Here is an 18,767-nt window from a genome sequence, read left to right on the forward strand (position 1 = left end):
ATCCGCCGCTACATCATCTGGCGAAACAAGCACGCCGCCGACGAGCACCTACGCGAAGTCGTCACCAGGGCAAACGTTGCCTGATGCGGCACTAGGCTCCTGACGAGACGTCGATGCGATGGGGGAGGGCCCTCGGCATGAGCGGAACGGTCACGGCGGTCAGCAGCAACGGCGAGTACGCGTTCACCAAACCCAACCGGGTCGCGATCACCCTGCTGGCCGGGCTCGGCGTGGAGGGCGACGTCCACGCCGGGGTCACGGTCAAGCACCGTTCGCGGGTCGCGCAGGACCCGACCCAGCCGAACCTCCGGCAGGTCCACCTCATCCACGAGGAGCTGTTCGCCGAGGTCGCCGGGGCCGGTTTCGCCGTGCGGCCCGGCGACCTCGGCGAGAACGTCACCACTCGTGGCATCGACCTGCTCGCCCTGCCGGTCGGGACGCTGCTGCGGCTGGGGGACGAAGCGGTCGTCGAGGTCACCGGCCTGCGCAATCCGTGCCTGCAGATCGACGCCTTCCAGGACGGGCTGCTGAAGCAGGTGGTCGGCCGGAACGAGGCCGGCGACGTCGTGCGCAGGGCCGGGATCATGGGCGTCGTCCGGGCGGGCGGCGTGGTGCGGCCGGGCGACGCGATCGCCGTCGAGCTGCCGGACGGCCCGCACCGGCCACTCGAACGGGTCTGACGCCCGTCCCGTCCCGGGCGCTCCCCCGTCGGTCGGGGAACCGTTGGGACGTGCGGGGGTGTCGTGGTGGGCAGCGGGCGGGGGTCTGCCCGGTTTGGGGTGGAGGGAGCTGCTGTGGTGTCGTCACCGCCTGCGGGAGGTCAGGACGGACGTGCCGGGCGCGGATTGCTGGCGGCCTCCGGGGTGCTGTTCCCGGACGGGCGGGGCAACCTGCTGGTGGTGCGCCTGCCGTACGACCGGAAGCATCCGATGTCGATCCCGGGCGGCGGCTGGGAGCCCACGGACCTGTCGCCGCGCCGGACTGCCGTCCGGGAGATCGCCGAGGAGCTGGGGTTCACGCCCAGGCTGGGGCCGCTGGCCTGCATCGACTGGGCGCTCGGCCTCTCCCGGCCGCCGATCGCCGCGCACCTCTACTGGGCCGAACCGCTGACTCCGGAGGAGCTGGCCGCGTTCACGCCGGACGTGCTGGAGGTCGGCGGGTGGACGTGGCTGACGCCGGAGCAGGCGGGCCACGCGCTGCCGCCGCGGCTGTCCCGCCGGGTGAGCGCCTGCCTGCGGGCCCCGCGCGAGGCCGGGCCGCTGGAGTTGGAGGACAGCCTGCCCGCCGGGCACACGCTCGACCACCTGGCGGTCGAACCGCCGCCCGAGTACACCGGACCGGCCGGGGTCGTGCTGGCCGGTGCCAACGGCCGGCCGCCGGCCGCGCCCGTCGATCCGCCGCTGGACCGGGACACCTACCTCGCCACCCGGCCGCGGATCCGGGCCAAGGCCCGCGCCCTGTTCACCGACGCGGCCGGGCGGGTGCTGCTGGTCCGGCTCCGGCCGTGGTCCGGCCCCGGCGGCGAGGAACCCTACTGGGTGCTGCCCGGCGGCGGCATCGAGGCGGACCGGGAGACGCCGCGGGAGGCCGCCCGCCGCGAGGTCCGCGAGGAGTTGGGCTGGGAGTGCGAACCGGGCCGGCTGCTGGCCCTCGACTGGCTGCCCGGGCGGGCCGCCGACCCCGCCACCGGGCGGGACACCGCCGTCCTGGTGTATGTGTTCGACGGCGGAACGGTGACGGACGAGCAGCTCGCCTCGATGGTGATGGCGGAGGACGAACTCGTCGAGTGGCGGCTCTGCGAGGCGGCGGAGGCGCGGGCGCTGCTGTCCGCTTCCTCCTGGGCCAGGACGGCGGCCGCGCTCGCCGCCCGTGACCGCGCCGGCGGCCCGGCCGAACTGGTCGGCGGCCGGCCGGCGGTCTGAGCCGACGGCCGGGAGCACGGTCCGAACCGGCGTTCCGAGCCGTCGTTCCGAACCGGCGTCCCGAACCGGGCGTTCAGCCGGCGGGCGTTCAGAGGCGGCAGCCGGTGCCGCCGGCCCCGTCGTCCGTGGGACGAAGCGCCGGACCCGGGTGGTGGTCCTGGTTCACACTGGACCCATGCAGAACACGATCGGAGAGGTACTGGCCGGCCGCCGGGTGGTCGCGGTCGGGGGCGGCGCCCGGCTCGACATCACGCTCGACGGGCCGGTGACCGTCCGGGTGGCGCACGAGTTCGTGTTCACCACGCCGTCCGAGGTGGACCACTTCTTCCCCGCGCTGACCTTCCGCCCCTCTCCGGGCCTGCTCGGCCTGGTGGGCCGGACGGTCGGTGCGGCCCGGGTGACCATGGCGGGCGGGCTGCGACTGACCTTCTCCGGCGACGGCGAAGGCGAAGGCGAGGGCGAGGGCGACGGCATCCTGCTGTCCGTGCCGCCGCACGCGCTGGTCGCGCCCTGGAGCGTGGTCACACCGGACGGTGCCGTCTGCGCCGGGCTCGCGGGCGGCGAGGTGGCGTGGACGGAGGAGCCGGCGACGCCCAACGGGTGACCGGCCCGACGGGTAACCGGCCGGCCCGACGGGTGACCGGCTGCCGGATGGCCGGACGGACCCCGCGCCGCGCGACGCGGGGTCCGGGTCCCGGGTCAGACCTCCAGGTCGGTCTCGATCTTCGTCAGCTGGTGCCGGGCCATCGCCAGGTTGGCGCGGCCCCGGTCCAGCGCGAGGTAGAGGAACAGGCCCTTGCCGCTACGGCTGGTGAGCGGGCGGATCAGGTGGTACTGGCTGCTCAGCGTGATGAGGATGTCCTCGATGCCGTCCGCCAGCCCGAGCATGTCCATCGTGCGCATCTTCGCCCGGACCACGTCGGTGTTGCCCGCGGCGGCCACGTTGAGGTCCAGCCCGCCGGGGCCGTCGAGGGTGGCGAGGGCCATGCCGCTGTTGTAGTCGACGAGGGCGGCGCCGACGGCGCCCTCGATCACGGTCATGGCCTGCTTGAGCGCGCCGGCTGCGTCCGTCATGTCGGTTTCTCCAGTTCGTTCGGAAGGAAGCGGAAGGTCGGTCGAAGGGTCGGTTCGGTTCGGAGGGGTGTCGGGTCGGTTCGGAAAGGCGTCGGTTCGAGGAGTCGGAGCGGATCGGGTGGTGCCGGATCGGCTCGGAGCGGGTGGGATCGGGGCCGGTCGGAGGAGTGGCGTCGGAAGGAGTCGGGGCGGGCCGGGGGCTAGAGGGGCTCCCTCGTCGTCAGCGTTTCGTTGAGCAGGGCGGCGATGCGCTGGGCGGAGCGCCGGGCCTCCAGGTGCAGGCGGCCGACGTTCGCGTCCGGATGCGCCAGCATCGTCAGCACGCAACTCCCGCCCGCCGCGTAGGTGGCGACGTACCCGTGCTCGCCGCGCACCAGCGACTCCCGGAACTCGCCCTGCCCGGTGGTGTCGGCGAGCCGCTGGGCCAGGCTGAGCGAGGCGGCGGTCATCGCGGCCAGCCCGGAGGGCTCGGTCCCGTGGGTGTCGTGGGCGACCAACAGGCCGTCCACACTGGCCACCAGACCGCCCGCGAGGTGCGGGACCCGGTGCTTGAGAGCACGCAGTTCGGCCAGCAGCTCGGTCTCCAAGGCGATCAGTTGTCTCCTTCCGACACGCTGCTTGAGCGCCCGCCTCATGGCCGTGAGAACGGGGTCGCGGGCGGAGAGAGGTTCAAAGTCGGGCCTCCAGAAGGGTTCGGACCCGGGTCAGCAGCGCGATGTCCGGGTCGGGGACGGTCAGCGGGTGGGCCGCTGCCGGGGTCGGCGGGTGGGCCGGGGTCGGCGGGCCCCCGGACGGCGAGGGGTGGGCGGAGCGGGTGGCGCCCGGCGGGAGCAGCCCGGCCAGGGCCGCGCCGGGGACCCGGCGATGCAGCCCTCCGCCGGTCCGGGCCGGCGGGGCGTGCCCGGGCGGGGTCTGCACCGAACCCGCCTGCCCGGGAGCGGCCTGCCCGGGAGCGGCCCCCACCGAACCCGCCCGCGCGGGAACGGTGTCGCGCGGACCGGCCTGCGCCATGCCGACCGCGGCCGACGGCTGGGCGGCGGCGTGCCGTGGGGCGCTGCGCCCGGGGGTGGCGAGCAGTCCGGCCGCGGCGAGGCGGCGGACGTCGGCCGTGGTCGCGAACGCCGAGCGGCCGAGCAGCCGGGCCAGCTCCGCCGGGGTTCTTCGGCCGTCCGCGTGGTCGAGCAGCTCGCGCTGGCGCCGACTGGGCGGACCTGGGCGACCGGCGCGCGCGACGGGACCCTGGCACGGCCCCTGGGTACCGAGCCGGCGGACCGGCGCGGTGTCGAGCAGCGGCCACGGCCAGATCCGTTCGAGCAGCCGGCAGCGGCGTTCCACCTCGCGGCGCAGCCGTCGGGCGCTCACCGCGACGACCGGGCCGAGCCAGTGCCGGACGCCCGGCTCGAAGGTCCACGGACCGGCCGCCGGGCCGGCGGGGTCCAGCACGAAGTACGCGGCGTCGTAGAGGACAGCGAGCTGGCAGATCTCCAACTCGCCACGGGAGAGCCGGCGTTGCTCGACCAGGGCGCTGCCGACCCGGCCCTGCGGGCCGAAGGCGCGGACGGTCTGGCGCCACGCCTCCGGGGTGATCCGGCCGCAGCCGGTGAGCAGCGCGGCCAGGCCGGGCGCCCGCTCGGAGTCGGCGTGCACCACCAGGCCGTCGGCGAGGTGGACCGCTCCGCCGGGGGCCCGCAGAGCACCGGTCGCGCGCTCGGCGGCCAGCTGCTCGAGGATGACGAAGGCCTCGGCGGCGCCCGGGGAGGGCCGATCGGTGGACGGCACGGCCGCGAGGACCTCGGTGGCGTTCACCTCGACCGCCCGTTCCCGGCGGCGGACCGGGCCCGCCCGTCCGACGGCCGGCCAGCGCCTCGCCCCGCCCCCCGCCGCGCTCCCCCACTCGCCGACCGGCCCGTTGGCCGAAACGCGACCTCGCCGGCGGCGACGTCACCGGACCATTGCGTCTTCATGTCGCTCATCCGAGCACCAGCTCCTCGGCGAGGGTCTGGAGGCGGTAGCGGGCCCCGGCGAGGTTGCCCTCCGCCCGGTCCAGCCAGAGGTGCAGGACGAGCGGACTGTCGAAGACGGTGTCAATGAAGCAGATCAGGTGGTAACTCCGGCCCGCGGTGACGATGATGTCCTGCAAGGGTGCTCGCCGGTCCTCCGCCATGGTGAAGGTCTCGCTCTCAACGGCCGCCCGCACCAGGTCGGTTGTCTCCGCGGCCGAGGCCTCGTGGTCGCCGGTCGGACTGATGCCGGCGCTGCCGAGGGCGAGTCCGCTGCTCCAGTCGATCAGGCTGGCCGCGCGGGCGCCGGCGATCGCCATCGCCCCGGACAGGCATTCGTCGATACCCGGCACTCGGGCTCCTTCGGAGGGGGTTCGGACAGCCGGGCGCACCAGACCTGCGCCGACCGGACCGCCACAAGGAGTGGCGGGTTCGACACGGAAGGCTACTGGCGGATTCCATATGACGAACATTCCAATGGCATATTCAGATCTTTAGCCGCAATTTTCGGCCAAGCTATGACGGGCGGTCAGTCCGGACCGGCCCGCCGAACGCACTGGCCGGAGCCCCGGCAGCCCCCGCACCACCGGCCGGCCCACCGGCCCACCTGGCAGCGGACCTTGGCCGGTTGTCGGCCACGCCGGAGGCTTTCGGCCACGCACTGCGATAAGGCGCCCTCGGCGACCGGAACCCCTCCGACAGGCGATCGATGAGCCCGGGCGGCGGCGTGACCTCGCTCAAGGCGGGCTGATCCGGTACGGCCACCGCCCCGCACCCGACGGCCCTGCGCCGGCCGAGCTCCGCGCCCGACGACCCTGCGCCGGCCCGGCTTCGCACCCGACGGCCCCGCGCCGGCCGGCTCCGGGAACACCCGGCCGCAGCCCGCCGGGCCCGCGCGGAGCGGTGGCGAAAAACGACGAAGGGGCCGTTCCGCAACGGAACGGCCCCTTCGGGATGGAGCGCCAGGCCCGGGTTGAACGGACTCTCCCTACTGAAAGTAGGACGTGCTCCGGTAGCACCACTGACGCCTGTTCGAGAGATCGTTTCCTCTCGACGGGATGAACAGTAACACGACATCACCCCTGGTCAGAAATCGATCCGGAGGGAACCGCCCCCGGCGGAAAATCGGCGGACCGGACGGGCGGGGGTCCGCCAGGATGCCCACATGAGGTCCTCTTGAACCGCCACCTCCGCAACGGTCTCGCCCTGCATCCGGCCCTGCCCGCGCACCTGGTCGACCGGCTCGCCGCCGGGGCCGACCCCGAGCTCGCCTGGCACCTGGCCGCCCGGCCGGACCTGAGCCCCGGCCAGGTGCGCGCCCTCGCCGCGCGCAGCACGGAGGTCGCCCGGTCCCTGGTCCGCCGCGAGCTGCCGCAGTCCGGCCGCACCCGGAAGGCCGGCGGGGTCGAGGCGCCCCCGCCTCCCGCTCGGGGAGCAACCCGATGGGCACGGAGGACGCCGCACAGAAGAGTGATGGCGAGTCAGAATCCTGTCGGCGAAGCGGAATCCGACGACGTCCGTCAGCGCGATCAACCGCGCCGCGCTCCCCGGGGCGTCCCGCCGGGCGGCCCGGGTGGCCACCGCCTCCGCGCTCCGCACCGACTGGACGCCCCACCCGCCCGTCCGCCGCTCCTCCGGCGGCCTCGACGGTGGCGTGGCCGCCGCCACCACCGAGTCCCGCGAGGCGCGGTCCGGCCGCGCACGGGGTCGACGCCCCGGCCAACCGTGGAAACCACGGACCGACCACATCGACTCGGCCCTCGCCTCGGCCCCGGCGATCCTCGCCTGGTTCCCCGGGCTCTCCGCCACCGGGCCGCGACCGCCACCGGGAGGCGACGGCTATCGGGCGGTCACCGCCACCGGAAGGTGACCGCTACCGCCGCCACTCGTCGGCGAGGAGGCCGAGCACCACCTCGTCGGCGAACTCGCCGCAGACCCAGGCGGATCGGCGCAGGCGGCCTTCCGGGGTGAAGCCGGCGCCGGTCGCCGCCCGGATCATCGGGGCGTTGTCGGCGAGGGTCTCGATCTGGAGGCGCTGCAGGCCGAGCACCAGGAAGCCGTAGCGGCAGAGCACCTCCAGCACGTCGGCGGCGAGCCCGCGGCCCCGGTGGCCGGGGCGCAGCGCGACGCCCAGGTGGGCCGCCCGGTTGTGGGAGTCGATGCCCCAGAGCAGGGCTTCGCCGGCCAGTTCGCCGGACGCCGTCTCGACGACGGAGAAGGGCGCGACCTCGTCCACGGGGTCGGCCGGCGCGTACGGGGAGCGCGGTGAGCCGGGCGGGAGCGGCCGCCAGGGGCGGGTGTCGGCCCGCGAGCGGGTGGCGACGTCGTCGTACAGCTCGGCCTGGAGGACGGGGACGTCGCTCTCGTGCCGGGCTCGGAGGGTGATCAAGGCGCCTTGTAGCATGTCACATTGTCTACCAGCGCCCGGCCGCCCGCGGCCAACGCTTTTCCGCGCCGGCGAGCTCTGCGGGTGAGGAGCCCCGCGGGTGAGGAGCCCCGCGGGTGAGGAGCTCTGCGGGTGACGACCCCCGCGGCTGACAGGCCGGCCCCGGCCCGCTCAGCCGCGGCGGCGCCCCGTGTCCCCCTCCGCCGCCCAGGTCCGCAGCCGGGACGCGGCCTCTTCCGGTGACAGCGGGCCGCGTTCGAGATGCAGATCCTGCAGGTGGCGGGTGGCCGCACCGATCAGCGGGCCCGGAGGAAGGCCGAGCAGCTCCATGATCGCCTTGCCGTCCAGGGCCACGGGAACGTCGGCGAGCCGCCTTCTCCGCTCGGACTCGGCAGCGGCACGCGCTGTTCTCTCCTGCTCCGCCGAGTGCTCCTCGTCCCACTCGTCGTAGCTCGCCGCCCGTCGAGCGGTCCGGCCGGCCGATCGCCAGCCGTCCGTGTCCTGCTCCCAGCCGAGCCCCACCTCCAGGAACAGGTCGTGGTGATCCGCCCGTTCGGTGCTCCTCGGAACGACTCCGAGCCGGGCGAGCGCGGCATTGATCGGCCAGTCCTCCCGTGGACCGGTGAAGTCCCCGGTACTGGCCGGACCCCACACCCTCGCGCCGGCTCGCCACACGGCGGCGCTCTGGTGCCCGTCCCCTCCGTGGAACTCCGCCTCCACGTGCGCGATCGGCCCGCCCCGGGACCAGTGGCTCAAGATCCGTTCGAAGGCCGGGCCCGAACCGAGCTGGTCCAGGAGGTGTTCGGTGACGGGCACCAGCCCCATGCGCTGTCGGAGCGGGGCGACAGCCGCTCCCCGGACCCCGACAGTCCGGCTCCTGAGCAGGTCGAAGCGTCCGATGACGGCGTTGAGCTCGTACGGCATCCCCGCAGGCTAGCGCTACGGCCGCCCCGCGCAGGTGCGGGCCCGCCAGGGAGAACGCGCGCCGGACGCGCCCCCGGGCGAGCTCGTCGAGCGCTGAACGTCTCGCGCCGTCCCGGCCGGCCGACGGCCTTCCGGCGCCTAGGGTTCGCGGGCGGCGGCCTCCTTGGCGGCCTGTTCGACCCGGTCGCGGTGGGCCCGCCACCAGGCCGGGTCGCCGGGGGCGGTGTTCTCGCCGCCGGGGCGCTGGCCGGTGGTGCCGTCGATGAGTTCGCGGACGATGTCGGCGTGGCCGGCATGGCGCTGGGTCTCGGCGATCATGTGGACGAGGGAGCCGTGCAGCGTCACCTCGCCGCGGTTGCCCCAGGGGACTCGGCCGGTGGCGTCGAGCGGCAGCGCGGCGATCGTCCCGTCCGAGTGGGCCCAGACCCTCCGGTACGCGTCGACGATCTGCTCGCGGGTCTCCTCGGGGGTGGCCCAGAGGTCGGCGTTGGGCTCGGCGTCGCCGGTGATCCAGAGCCCGGGGCCGCTGAAGGGGCGCCCGTAGGTCTCGCCGAAGTAGACGGCTTCGGCGCCGGTCAGGTGCTTGACCAGGCCCAGCAGGTTGGTGCCGGTGGGCGTCAGGGGGCGCCGCACGTCGTACTCGGAGAGCCCTTCGAGCTTCCAGAGGACGGCGTCGCGCGCGTCCTGCAGGTAGGTCCGCAGGTCTTCCTTCGGGTCTCGTCCGGTCGCCATGCCGACCAGTCTGCCGATCGCCCGGTCCTTGTCCACCGCGTTTCCGAACCCCGGCGGGGTCACCCTCGCGATTCGAGCGGATGTTCGATTCAAAGCGTAGGCTGGATCCATGCGCACCGCCGTACACCTCCAGCCCTCGCTGTTCGACGACGCCGACCGGCGCGGGATCGCGCTGGGCCCGCTCGGCGGGCTGCGGCGCCGGCAGCTCGGGGCGGGAGCCTGGGTGGACGTGCTGACCGGCTGGCTGTCGGGGGCCGACGAGCTGTTCGAACACCTCGCCGCGCAGGTGCCGTGGCGGGCGGAGCAGCGGGAGATGTACGAGCGGACGGTCGAGGTGCCCCGGCTGCTCGCCTCGTACGGGGAGGGCGACCCGCCGCCGCATCCGGTGCTCGGGGACGCGCGGGCGGTGCTCAGCGCGCACTACGCGGCGGAGCTGGGCGAGCCGTTCCGCACCCTGGGGCTGTGCTACTACCGGGACGGGCGCGACAGCGTCGCCTGGCACGGGGACCGGATCGGGCGCGGGGCCCGCGAGGACACCATGGTGGCGATCGTCTCGGTCGGCGAGCCGCGCGCGCTGCTGCTGCGCCCCCAGGGCGGCGGCGGGCCGGCGGTGCGGCACCTGCTGGGACACGGGGACCTGCTGGTCATGGGCGGGTCGTGCCAGCGGACCTGGGAGCACGCGGTCCCGAAGACGGCCCGGCCGGTGGGGCCGCGGATCAGCATCCAGTTCCGGCCGCGGGGAGTGGCGTGAGCCCGGCGGCGGCCGGCGTGCGCGCCGCCGCCGGGTTGCCGCGGTCCGGGCGGCGGCGGAGGCTGGCCGGGAGCACCGAGGAGGACGCCATGCCGAAGGCGGGCAGGTACCGGGAGGGCGTGCCGTGCTGGGTCGAGCTGGCGGCCGGCCCGGACCGGCGGCGGGCCCGGCGGTTCTACGGCGGGCTCTTCGGCTGGGAGTTCGTCGACCTGGACGGGCCGCCCGGCTACACGGTGGCGACGCTGCGCGGCGCCCAGGTGGCGGGCCTCGCCCCGGGGCCCGGCGACGATGAGCAGGCCTGGCTGACGTACCTCGCGGTGGAGGACGCCGACCGGGCGTCGCTGGCGGTCCGGCAGGCCGGCGGGCGGATCGTCCGGGAGCCGGCCGAGGTGGCCGGGCTGGGGCGCGGCGCGCTCGCGGTGGACCCGACCGGTGCCGTCGTGGGCCTCTGGCAGGCCCGGCTGAACCCGGGCGCCGGTCTGGTCAACGAGCCGGGCACGTTCACCTGGAACGAGCAGTTGTCGCCCGACCCGGACGGCGCCCGGTCGTTCTACCGGCAGGCCTTCGGGTACGACTACGCCCGCCCGGCGGGCGACTACACGGTGTTCCGGGCCGGCGGGCTGCCGGCCGGCGGGATCGGCGGCAACCCCGGGGTGGACCCGGAGGGTCCGGCGGCGCTCTGGGCGGTGTACTTCGGCGCGGCGGACACCGACCGGACGGTGGAGCTGGCGGTCGAGCTCGGCGGGAGCGTGCTGGACGGGCCGGAGCCGACGCCGTTCGGGCGGGTCGCGGTTGTGCGGGACGATGGCGGGGCGGTGTTCACCCTGATCGCCGCCGCGGTGGCGGACACGGCGGAGGCGGCCTGAGGTGACCGAGCGGACGGAAGCGCGGTTCGAGGCGCTGGTCGACGAGTTGGCGACGCTGGACGGTGTCACCGTCCCTTCGGCGCAGGGCGCCCGGCGGTTCGGGTCGGACGCCCTGAAGGTGGACGACCGGATCTTCGCGATGCTCTCGGACGGCCGGCTGGTGGTGAAGCTGCCGCGGGCACGGGTGGACGAACTGGTGGCAGCCGGCGAGGGTGAGCGGTACGACGCCGGGCGCGGGCGGCCGATGCGGGAATGGCTCGCCCTGGACTCCGGGTCGGCCCTGCCCTGGGCCCGACTCGCCCGGGAGGCCTACGCCTTCGTCCGGTCCTAGAAGCACTGCCGGAACGCGGACGAGGTCCGGTGCCTGGAACGGCACCGGACCTCGTCCGACTGTGGAGCGCCAGGCCCGGGTTGAACGGACTCTCCCTACTGAAAGTAGGACGTGCTCCGGTAGCACCACTGACGCCTGACGAGAGATCATCTCTCTCGCGACAGGTAGAACAATAGCAGGTCGGAGACCATGTCCTGCCTTGGCCCTGCCCTGCCCTGCCCTGCCCAGAGGAGATCACCACATGACCGTGCACCCCGCCCAGCCCGAGGTCGTCGAGTACGCCGGGGGCCGGCTGATGGACGTCCACCGGCCCGCCGGTCCGCCCGGGCCGTGGCCCGTCGTCCTGCTCTGGCACGGGCGCGGCCCCGACGAGCGGGACGTCCTGCACCCGCTGGCCCGGGAGGCGGCCGGGCTGGGCCTGCTGGTGCTCGTGCCCGACTGGCGCTCGGACGCGGAGGACGGCGGCCGGGCCCACCTGCTCGCCTCCCTCGCGCACGCCCGGCGGCACGCGGCCGCGTACGGCGGCGACCCGGACCGCTTCGTGCTGGCCGGCTGGTCGATGGGCGGCCGCGAGGCCGTCGCCCTGGCCACCCACCCGGCGACGCCCGCCGAGGAGCGCCCGACGGCGGCCGTCGGCATCTCGTCCAGCTACACCAACCCCGCCCTCACCACCGGCGAGGCGCCCCTGCCCCTGCTCACCGGCCGGCTCTCCCCCGTCCCGCTCTGGCTGGTGCACGGCACCCGCGACGACCTCGTCCCGGCCGAGCGCACGCGGGAGTTGAACGCGGCGCTGCTGAAGCCGGCCGAGCGGTTCCTGGAGCCGGACACCGACCACGCCGGCACCGTCCTCACCGAGTACGACCCGGCGTTCAACCGCTGCCGCCCCGCCCGGGCCGCCCACGCGGTGGACGCCGGCCGGGCCACCGCCCGCCTCCTCGCGGAGGCCGCCGGGGTGCCGGCCGGCGGATCGCCGGCCCACCCCCTCGGCTGACCCCGGCCCGTGAGACCCTGGGCCGGAGGACACCGGCCGCCGCCCAGGGCTCCGGCCGGCCACGCCACCCATCGGCCGGAGGATCACCGCCATCGCCGACCACCCGCCCCGGTACCAGCCGCTGGTCAACCCCCACCTGCTGACTGGCTGTCACCGCTCGGTGCCGCCACGAGGAGGCGCGCCACCGCGGGCGGTCCACCTCGGCCGCACCGGGGCGAGGCTCCGACTGCGCGTCCACCTGCCGCACTTCGCGGACGTCCGGCCGGCCGAGCGGGCCGGGACGGGCCGCGACCGGGTTGAACGACAGGTGCGGTTCGCCCTGACGGAGGGTAACCTGCGAAGGCGAGGCCTTCCGGCCGGGCAGCCGGTCGACGTGGTGCACACCCCGCTCGACCGCCGGCGGCCGAAGGTCTCCGTTCGCGGAGCAGGGTTCGAACTCGGCTTCACCGCCGCCGACTCCCTGCAGCTGAGCCATGTGAGCGCCCCACCGCTCCGGCGACGGCGATCCGCACCCGGCCCGCCGCCGGTTCGTGAGCCGGGTGGACCACCTGCCCCACACCACCCTTCCGTCCCCCACAACCCGGAAGCCGTTCTATGACAGCCCCTGACCTCGCCCCGTGTCCCGCCTCCGACGTCGACGACTCCTCCGCCTCCGACGCCGCCCCCGACGTCGGCCGCAAACGCGAACACGACCGCAAACACGACCGCGGACTCGACCGTGACCTCGACACCGACACCGACACCGGCTCCGGTCCCGGCACCGACTGGACCGCCCTGCTGGCCGACCCGCAGCCGGTCCGGGACGTGCTCGGCGTGCCCGTTCCGCCACTGGCCGCGTTCAACCTGTTCGTCGCCCACTTCGACGAGCGCGACTCCTCGCTCACGGTCGCCTTCGAGGCCTTCGAGGCCCCGGCCGGCGCGCTCGCCGAGTGGGCCGGGAACGGCCACGACGCGCTGGAGTTCTTCCTGGTGTTCACCGGCGTCACCGAAGTCGAGGTCGACGGCTGGAGCCACCGGCCCACCAACACCGTGATCCTGACGGAACGTTCGGCCGTGTTCGCCGGGCCCGCCCACCAGATCTCCTTCGCCTACCGGGAGGTCAGCGCCACCCGGCCCCGGGGTTACCGCGCCGGCACGCCCTGACGGACGCGGCGCCGGCGGACGCGGCACCGGCGGACCCGGCCCTGAGGGAGGCGGCCCTCGGGGGAACGCGGCCCCGGGTCAGGCGGCGGTGCGCCAGTCGTCGCGGCTCGGGCGGGGTGCGGACCGCCCGGGGCGGCGCCGAAGCCCCGGGAGGAGCGAGAGCAGCAGCGCGGCCGCGGTGAACAGGAGGAGGTGCGCCGCCTCGGGGCCCGGCCCGGACCAGCCGAGGGCCCCGTGGCGGTGTTCCACGAAGCCGTTGTGGAAGAGCCAGGCGGCCGGCCCGATCAGCGGCGCGGCGACCGGGCGGGAGTGGCGGCCCAGGACGGCGCAGAGGGCGGTGTAGGCGGCCAGGGCCACCCAGGTGGGCCGCAGTTCGCCGAGGACGGCGAGGGCCGGCAGCAGCGCGGCCGAGGCGAGCAGGGCCACCGCGGCGGACATCGGGACGGCGAGCGCGGTGGGCTCCGCCGGGGAGGGCACCGTGCGCGGACGGCGGCGGTCGGGGCCGGTCATGGCGTCACCGGCCGACGGTGAGCGGGCGCAGCAGCGCGTGGTGGTGGCCGCGTTCGAGCGCCTCGAGTTCGCGCTGCAGCGGCGGCCTGGGGACGGCCAGGACCGGGCAGGTCGCGCGCCGCACGCAGTAGGCGGTGACGGAGGGGCGCAGCAGGCGGGCGAGCGGGCCGCGGCCGCCCGCGCCGAGGACGAGCAGGTCGCCGGGGCGGTCGGCGGAGCGGACCAGCGCCTCGCCGGTCTCGCCGCGGACGATCTGGCAGTGCAGCCGGACCCCGGCGTGGGCGCCGCCGAAGGCCTCGTCGAGGGCCTGGCGCAGCCGGGTGGCGGCCGCGTCGCGGCAGGCGGCGAGCAGCGGCGGGCACGGGGAGCGGCGGTAGCCGAACTCGCCGCCGGGCGGGGTCCAGCAGTGCACCGCGAGCACCTCGGCGTCGGTCCGGCGGGCCTCGGCGACGGCGTGGTGCAGGGCGGCGAGGCTGCCGAGTGAGCCGCTGACCCCGACCACGATCCGCGGCCGCCCGTCGTGGTGGTGTCCGCCGTGCCCGTCGAGCGCTTCGGTGTCGGTTCCGGCGCCGTTGTCCGCCATGGCCCTGCCCGTCCTTCCGGCTGGTGCTGTTCGCAGTTGTCGCTTCCAGCAAAGCCGGGCGGGGCGGGCCGGGGCCGTTCGTTGACGGAGCTCTGACGTGCGGGGCCCGGATCCGTACGCGCTCCTGACGCGTGCGCCGGTCACCACGGCCGCTCATGACGGCCGGTCATGACGGCCGGTCAACGGCCGGTCACGACGGCCGGCCGGCCCCGGGGTGCTCCCGGGACCGGCCGACCGCCGTCGGGGTCAGCTGGCCGCGCGGGGGCGGATCCAGATCGCCCAGGTGAGGACCGAGCAGACGACGTACGCGGCGAGGAAGGCCAGGTAGGCGTTGTCGCCGTTGTGGCTGGTCAGGAACGACTGCCGGAAGGCCAGGTTGACCAGGACGCCGCCGAACGCGCCCACCGCACCGGCCAGGCCGATCAGCGCGGCCGAGCGGCGGCGGGAGTCGGCCTCGGCGGTCTCCGGGTCGGCGCCCGTCGCGACGGCCGCCCGGGCCCGGGCCTGGTAGTGGGCCGGGATCATCTTGTAGGTGGATCCGTTGCCGATGCCGCTGAGCACGAACAGCGCGATGAAGCCGGCGAGGAACAGCGGCAGCGAGTGCGCGCGGGAGGCGGCCAGGACGACCGCCGTGCCGGCGCCCATCGCCACGAAGGTGGCCAGGGTGACCCGGGCGCCGCCGAAGCGGTCGGCCAGCCGGCCGCCGACCGGGCGCAGCAGCGAGCCGAGCAGCGGTCCGAGGAAGGTCAGCGCGGCCGCCTTGACCGGGGTGTCGAAGCGGTCGTGGAACTGCACCTGGAGCACCTGGCCGAAGGCGAAGCCGAAGCCGATGAACGAGCCGAAGGTGCCGATGTACAGGGTGGAGACCGCCCAGCCGTACGGGTCGCGGGCGACCTCGCGCAGCGCCCGGCCCTCGCCTCGCGGCGGGGCGGCCAGGTTGTCCATCCGGGCCCACGCGCCGAACGCGGCGAGCACGATCAGCGGCAGGTAGAGCAGCGGGAGCAGCCGGGGGTGGGTGGCGCCGGCGGTGGCCAGGACGAGCAGGCCGAGCAGTTGGACGGCCGGGACGCCGAGGTTCCCGCCGCCGGCGTTGACGCCGAGCGCCCAGCCCTTGAGGCGGTGCGGGTAGAAGGCGTTGATGTTGGCCATCGAGGAGGCGAAGTTGCCGCCGCCGACGCCGGCCACGCAGGCCACCGCGAGCAGGGTGCCGTAGGAGACGCCCGGGGTGAGCACCAGGGCCGCCAGGGTGGTGGGGACGAGCAGCAACAGGGCGCTGATCACCGTCCAGTTCCGGCCGCCGAAGCGGGCGACGGCGAAGGTGTACGGCAGGCGGAGCAGGGCGCCGAGCGCGGTGGGCAGGGCGGTGAGGGTGAACTTGCCGGCGGTGTCGACGTGGTACTCGGGGCCGAGGAAGAGCACCAGGACGGACCAGAGGCTCCAGACCGAGAAGCCGATGTGCTCGGAGAGGACGGAGTAGACGAGGTTGCGGCGGGCGATCCGGGCGCCGGCCCGCTCCCAGAAGCCGGTGTCCTCCGGGTCCCAGTGGGCGAGCGGGGCGGTGCCGGCTCTGCCGGCCGACTGGGTCTGGGCGACGGCACTCATGCGGCGTCCTCCTGTCCGGTGGCACGGATCGGCCAGAGCCGCAGGACGGCGGGGCTGCCGTCGGGGGCGGTGTCCTCGTCCAGGCAGCGGCCGTCGGTGAGGTCGAAGACCTGCTTGTACATCGGGGAGGCCAGCGTGGGCCGGTCACCGCGGCTGCCGATCAGGCCTCGGGCGAGGACGTGGGCGCCGCTGAACGGGTCGCGGTTGTCGACGGCGTGCAGGGCGCCGGTGCGGTCGCGGAAGACGGCCACCTGGGCGTCGTCGAGCAGCACGGCCACGCCGCGTCCGGGCTGCAGGTCGTCGAGGGTGCAGACGGGTTGCCAGCGGGTGCCGTCGTGGATCTCCACGGTCACGGGGTGAGCACCTCCAGTCGGGGCCCGGCCACCAGGACCGGGGCGGGGGTGGCGAGGATCTGTCCGTCCTCGTCGGGGCGGGCGGGGCGGATCTGGCCGCGTTCGGGGACGAAGGTGACGGCCGGGTCCGGGGTGCCGGGGGCGTTGACGAAGGACGCGAAGCGGCGCAGCCGGTCGGGGTCGGCCAGGGTGGCCGCCCATTCGTCCTGGTAGCCGTCGACGTGCCGGGCCATCAGCTGGTCCAGCTCGTCGGCGATGCCGAGCGCGTCGTCCAGGACCACCGCGCGCAGGTGGTCGAGGCCGCCTTCGAGCCGTTCCAGCCAGACCGAGGTGCGCTCCAGGCGGTCGGCGGTGCGGATGTAGAACATCAGGTAGCGGTCGATGGTGCGGATCAGCGTCTCGCGGTCCAGGTCGGCCGCCAGCAGGTCGGCGTGCCGGGGCGTCATGCCGCCGTTGCCGCCGACGTAGAGGTTCCAGCCGGCCGAGGTGGCGATGACGCCGAAGTCCTTGCTCCGCGCCTCGGCGCACTCGCGGGCGCAGCCGGAGACCGCGGACTTGAGCTTGTGCGGGGAGCGCAACCCCCGGTAGCGGAGTTCGAGTTCGATCGCGAGGCCGACGGAGTCCTGCACGCCGTAGCGGCACCAGGTCTCGCCGACGCAGGACTTCACGGTGCGCAGCGCCTTGCCGTAGGCGTGCCCGGATTCGAAGCCGGCCTCGACCAGGCGGTGCCAGATGCCGGGGAGCTGGTCGACGCTGGCGCCGAAGAGGTCGATCCGCTGGCCGCCGGTGATCTTGGTGTAGAGGCCGTAGTCGCGGGCGATCTCGCCGATGGTGATCAGGCCCTCGGGTGTGATCTCGCCGCCGGGGACGCGCGGCACGACCGAGTAGGAGCCGTTGCGCTGGAGGTTGGCCAGGAAGTGGTCGTTGGAGTCCTGCAGCGCGGCCTGTTCGCCGTCCAGGATGTGGCCGCCGCCGAGGCTGGCGAGGATGGAGGCGACGGTGGGCTTGCAGACCTCGCAGCCCTCGCCGGTGCCGTGCCGGTCGAGGAGTTCGGAGAAGGTGGCGGTGCCGGTGACCCGGACGATCTCGTACAGCTCGGCGCGGGTCTGCCGGAAGTGCTCGCACAGACCGGTCCGGCTGGCGACGCCGGTGGCGGCGAGCTCCTCGTCGACGACGGTGGTGAGCTGCTTGATGCAGCTGCCGCAGCCGGTGCCGGCCCGGGTGCACTGCTTGACGGCGGCGACGGACTCGCAGCCCTCCTCGTGGACGGCGGCCCGGACGGCGCCGCGGGTGACGTTGTGGCAGGAGCAGAGCACCGCGTCGTCGGGCAGCGCGACCGGTCCGGCGGCGGCGAAGCCGGCCGGCAGCACGAGCTGCTCGGGCGGGGTGGTGAGCGGCTTGCCGGCCATCGAGAGCGGCCGCAGGGTGCCGTAGGCCTCGGTGTCGCCGACCAGGACGCCGCCGAGCAGCGCGCCGTCGGCGCCGATCACGAGCTTGCGGTAGACGCCGAGCCGGCTGTCGCTGTACAGCACGTCGAGGGAGCCCTCGGCGGTGCCGTGCGGGTCGCCGAAGCTCGCCACGTCGACACCGAGCAGCTTGAGCTTGGTGGAGGTGTCGGCGCCGGTGAAGCCGGTGCCGGGGGTGCCGGCCAGGGTGCGGGCGGCCGTCTCGGCCATCTGGTAGCCGGGCGCCACCAGGCCGTAGACCCGGCCGTCCACGGTCTGCGCGCACTCGCCGATGGCCAGCACGGCCGGGTCGGCGGTGCGGCAGTGCTCGTCGACCACGATGCCGCCGCGCGGGCCGACCGGCAGCTCGCAGTCGCGGGCCAGCTGGTCGCGGGGGCGGACGCCGGCCGAGAACACCACCAGGTCGGCAGCGAGTTCGCGGCCGTCGGAGAGGGCCAGCGCGCGGACCCGGCCGTCCTCGGCGGTCTCGACGCCGCTGGCGCCGGCGCCGGTGTGGACGGTGACGCCGAGGTCCTCGATCTTGCGCCGGAGCAGCTCGCCGCCGCCCTCGTCGACCTGGACGGCCATCAGGCGGGGGGCGAACTCGACCACGTGGGTGGCCACGCCCATCGCCTTCAGGGCGCCGGCGGCCTCCAGGCCGAGCAGGCCGCCGCCGACCACCACGCCGGTCTTCGCCCGCTCGGCGTCGGCGCGGATCGCGTCGAGGTCCTCGATGGTGCGGTAGACGTGGCACCCGGCCGCGTCCTTGCCGGGGACGGGCGGCACGAACGGCACCGAGCCGGTGGCCAGCACGAGGGCGTCGTACCGGACCCGCCGCCCGCTGCGGGTGGTGACGGCGCGGGCGGCGCGGTCCACCTCGGTGACCGGGTCGCCGAGGCGCAGGTCGATGCCGTGCTCGGCGAGGAAGCCGGGCGGGCAGAGCGAGAGGTCCTCGGCGGTCTTCCCGTCGAACAGCGAGCTGAGGTGGACGCGGTCGTACGCGGGGCGCGGCTCCTCGGCCAGCACGGTGACCCGCCAGGTCCCGGCACCGGGCTGCTCGGTGAAGGCCTCCAGGAAGCGCTGGCCGACCATGCCGTGGCCGACGAGGACGAGGTCCCGTGGTCGGCCGGGCGTGTGGGTTGTCATCGCGATGC

Annotated in this window: 20 protein-coding genes and 1 pseudogene; 9 read left to right on the forward strand and 12 right to left on the reverse strand. The window is 75.2% G+C overall.

Going from position 1 to position 18,767, the window contains the following annotated elements; genetic code table 11:
* The 4 genes and pseudogenes from ACFVHB_RS17360 to ACFVHB_RS17375 form a co-directional block, all read left to right on the forward strand.
* Positions 1–84: pseudogene (locus ACFVHB_RS17360) on the forward strand (transposase); the annotation flags it as partial.
* A gap of 53 nt (positions 85–137) precedes the next feature.
* Entirely contained in the window at positions 138–680 is a 543-nt protein-coding gene (locus ACFVHB_RS17365) for an MOSC domain-containing protein (RefSeq protein WP_380322101.1), read from the forward strand.
* A 117-nt stretch (positions 681–797) separates the two neighbouring features.
* On the forward strand, positions 798–1,922 hold the full coding sequence (locus tag ACFVHB_RS17370) for an NUDIX domain-containing protein (RefSeq protein WP_380322104.1): 1,125 nt from the start codon (positions 798–800) through the stop codon (positions 1,920–1,922).
* Between the two features lie 175 nt (positions 1,923–2,097).
* Entirely contained in the window at positions 2,098–2,526 is a 429-nt protein-coding gene (locus ACFVHB_RS17375; RefSeq protein ID WP_380322107.1) for a DUF6188 family protein, read from the forward strand.
* A gap of 95 nt (positions 2,527–2,621) precedes the next feature.
* Here the strand turns inward: ACFVHB_RS17375 and ACFVHB_RS17380 are convergent, their stop codons facing one another.
* From ACFVHB_RS17380 to ACFVHB_RS17410, 7 genes are all read right to left on the reverse strand, one after another.
* On the reverse strand, positions 2,622–2,996 hold the full coding sequence (locus tag ACFVHB_RS17380) for a hypothetical protein (protein WP_380322110.1): 375 nt from the start codon (positions 2,994–2,996) through the stop codon (positions 2,622–2,624).
* 200 nt (positions 2,997–3,196) lie between these two features.
* Positions 3,197–3,583 carry a roadblock/LC7 domain-containing protein gene (locus ACFVHB_RS17385; protein ID WP_380322113.1) on the reverse strand — a complete coding sequence of 129 codons (387 nt, stop codon included), beginning with the start codon at positions 3,581–3,583 and terminating at the stop codon, positions 3,197–3,199.
* Positions 3,584–3,665: 82 nt separating this feature from the next.
* On the reverse strand, positions 3,666–4,802 hold the full coding sequence (locus ACFVHB_RS17390) for a hypothetical protein (RefSeq protein ID WP_380322116.1): 1,137 nt from the start codon (positions 4,800–4,802) through the stop codon (positions 3,666–3,668).
* A gap of 163 nt (positions 4,803–4,965) precedes the next feature.
* On the reverse strand, positions 4,966–5,349 hold the full coding sequence (locus ACFVHB_RS17395) for a hypothetical protein (RefSeq protein WP_380322119.1): 384 nt from the start codon (positions 5,347–5,349) through the stop codon (positions 4,966–4,968).
* 1,520 nt (positions 5,350–6,869) lie between these two features.
* Positions 6,870–7,400: a GNAT family N-acetyltransferase gene (locus ACFVHB_RS17400; protein WP_380322122.1), complete on the reverse strand. Its 531-nt coding sequence runs from the start codon at positions 7,398–7,400 to the stop codon at positions 6,870–6,872.
* 153 nt (positions 7,401–7,553) lie between these two features.
* On the reverse strand, positions 7,554–8,306 hold the full coding sequence (locus tag ACFVHB_RS17405) for a hypothetical protein (protein ID WP_380322125.1): 753 nt from the start codon (positions 8,304–8,306) through the stop codon (positions 7,554–7,556).
* A gap of 138 nt (positions 8,307–8,444) precedes the next feature.
* Positions 8,445–9,038, reverse strand: coding sequence for a DinB family protein (locus ACFVHB_RS17410; RefSeq protein ID WP_380322128.1), 594 nt, complete (start codon positions 9,036–9,038; stop codon positions 8,445–8,447).
* 109 nt (positions 9,039–9,147) lie between these two features.
* Here ACFVHB_RS17410 and ACFVHB_RS17415 point away from each other — a divergent pair, with 109 nt between their 5' ends.
* The 5 genes from ACFVHB_RS17415 (at position 9,148) to ACFVHB_RS17435 (ending at position 13,120) form a co-directional block, all read left to right on the forward strand.
* The gene (locus ACFVHB_RS17415) at positions 9,148–9,789 is read left to right on the forward strand and encodes an alpha-ketoglutarate-dependent dioxygenase AlkB (protein ID WP_380322131.1); all 642 of its coding nucleotides are present in this window, start codon (positions 9,148–9,150) and stop codon (positions 9,787–9,789) included.
* An 89-nt stretch (positions 9,790–9,878) separates the two neighbouring features.
* Positions 9,879–10,655 (forward strand): VOC family protein, encoded by a 777-nt coding sequence (locus tag ACFVHB_RS17420; protein ID WP_380322134.1) that lies wholly within the window; start codon positions 9,879–9,881, stop codon positions 10,653–10,655.
* Between the two features lies 1 nt (position 10,656).
* The gene (locus tag ACFVHB_RS17425; RefSeq protein WP_380322137.1) at positions 10,657–10,986 is read left to right on the forward strand and encodes a hypothetical protein; all 330 of its coding nucleotides are present in this window, start codon (positions 10,657–10,659) and stop codon (positions 10,984–10,986) included.
* A gap of 241 nt (positions 10,987–11,227) precedes the next feature.
* On the forward strand, positions 11,228–11,977 hold the full coding sequence (locus ACFVHB_RS17430) for an alpha/beta hydrolase (protein ID WP_380322140.1): 750 nt from the start codon (positions 11,228–11,230) through the stop codon (positions 11,975–11,977).
* 594 nt (positions 11,978–12,571) lie between these two features.
* Positions 12,572–13,120 carry an Imm50 family immunity protein gene (locus ACFVHB_RS17435; RefSeq protein WP_380322143.1) on the forward strand — a complete coding sequence of 183 codons (549 nt, stop codon included), beginning with the start codon at positions 12,572–12,574 and terminating at the stop codon, positions 13,118–13,120.
* Between the two features lie 78 nt (positions 13,121–13,198).
* Here ACFVHB_RS17435 and ACFVHB_RS17440 read toward each other — a convergent pair whose 3' ends face one another.
* From ACFVHB_RS17440 to nirB, 5 genes are all read right to left on the reverse strand, one after another.
* Positions 13,199–13,630, reverse strand: coding sequence for a hypothetical protein (locus ACFVHB_RS17440; protein ID WP_380322146.1), 432 nt, complete (start codon positions 13,628–13,630; stop codon positions 13,199–13,201).
* A 4-nt stretch (positions 13,631–13,634) separates the two neighbouring features.
* A complete protein-coding gene (locus ACFVHB_RS17445; protein WP_380322149.1) occupies positions 13,635–14,213 on the reverse strand; it encodes a universal stress protein in 579 nt (192 codons plus the stop codon).
* 246 nt (positions 14,214–14,459) lie between these two features.
* A complete protein-coding gene (locus ACFVHB_RS17450) occupies positions 14,460–15,815 on the reverse strand; it encodes a nitrate/nitrite transporter (RefSeq protein ID WP_380322152.1) in 1,356 nt (451 codons plus the stop codon).
* Positions 15,812–16,168, reverse strand: a complete 357-nt coding sequence (gene nirD / locus ACFVHB_RS17455; protein WP_380322155.1) for a nitrite reductase small subunit NirD — start codon at positions 16,166–16,168, stop codon at positions 15,812–15,814. Before nirD ends, ACFVHB_RS17450 begins: the two co-directional genes overlap by 4 nt.
* Positions 16,165–18,759: a nitrite reductase large subunit NirB gene (gene nirB / locus ACFVHB_RS17460; protein ID WP_380322158.1), complete on the reverse strand. Its 2,595-nt coding sequence runs from the start codon at positions 18,757–18,759 to the stop codon at positions 16,165–16,167. The genes nirD and nirB overlap by 4 nt, the downstream gene beginning before the upstream one ends.
* Positions 18,760–18,767 lie beyond the last annotated feature (8 nt).

It is taken from the genome of Kitasatospora sp. NPDC127111 (genome assembly GCF_042677465.1).
GTDB lineage: Bacteria > Actinomycetota > Actinomycetes > Streptomycetales > Streptomycetaceae > Kitasatospora.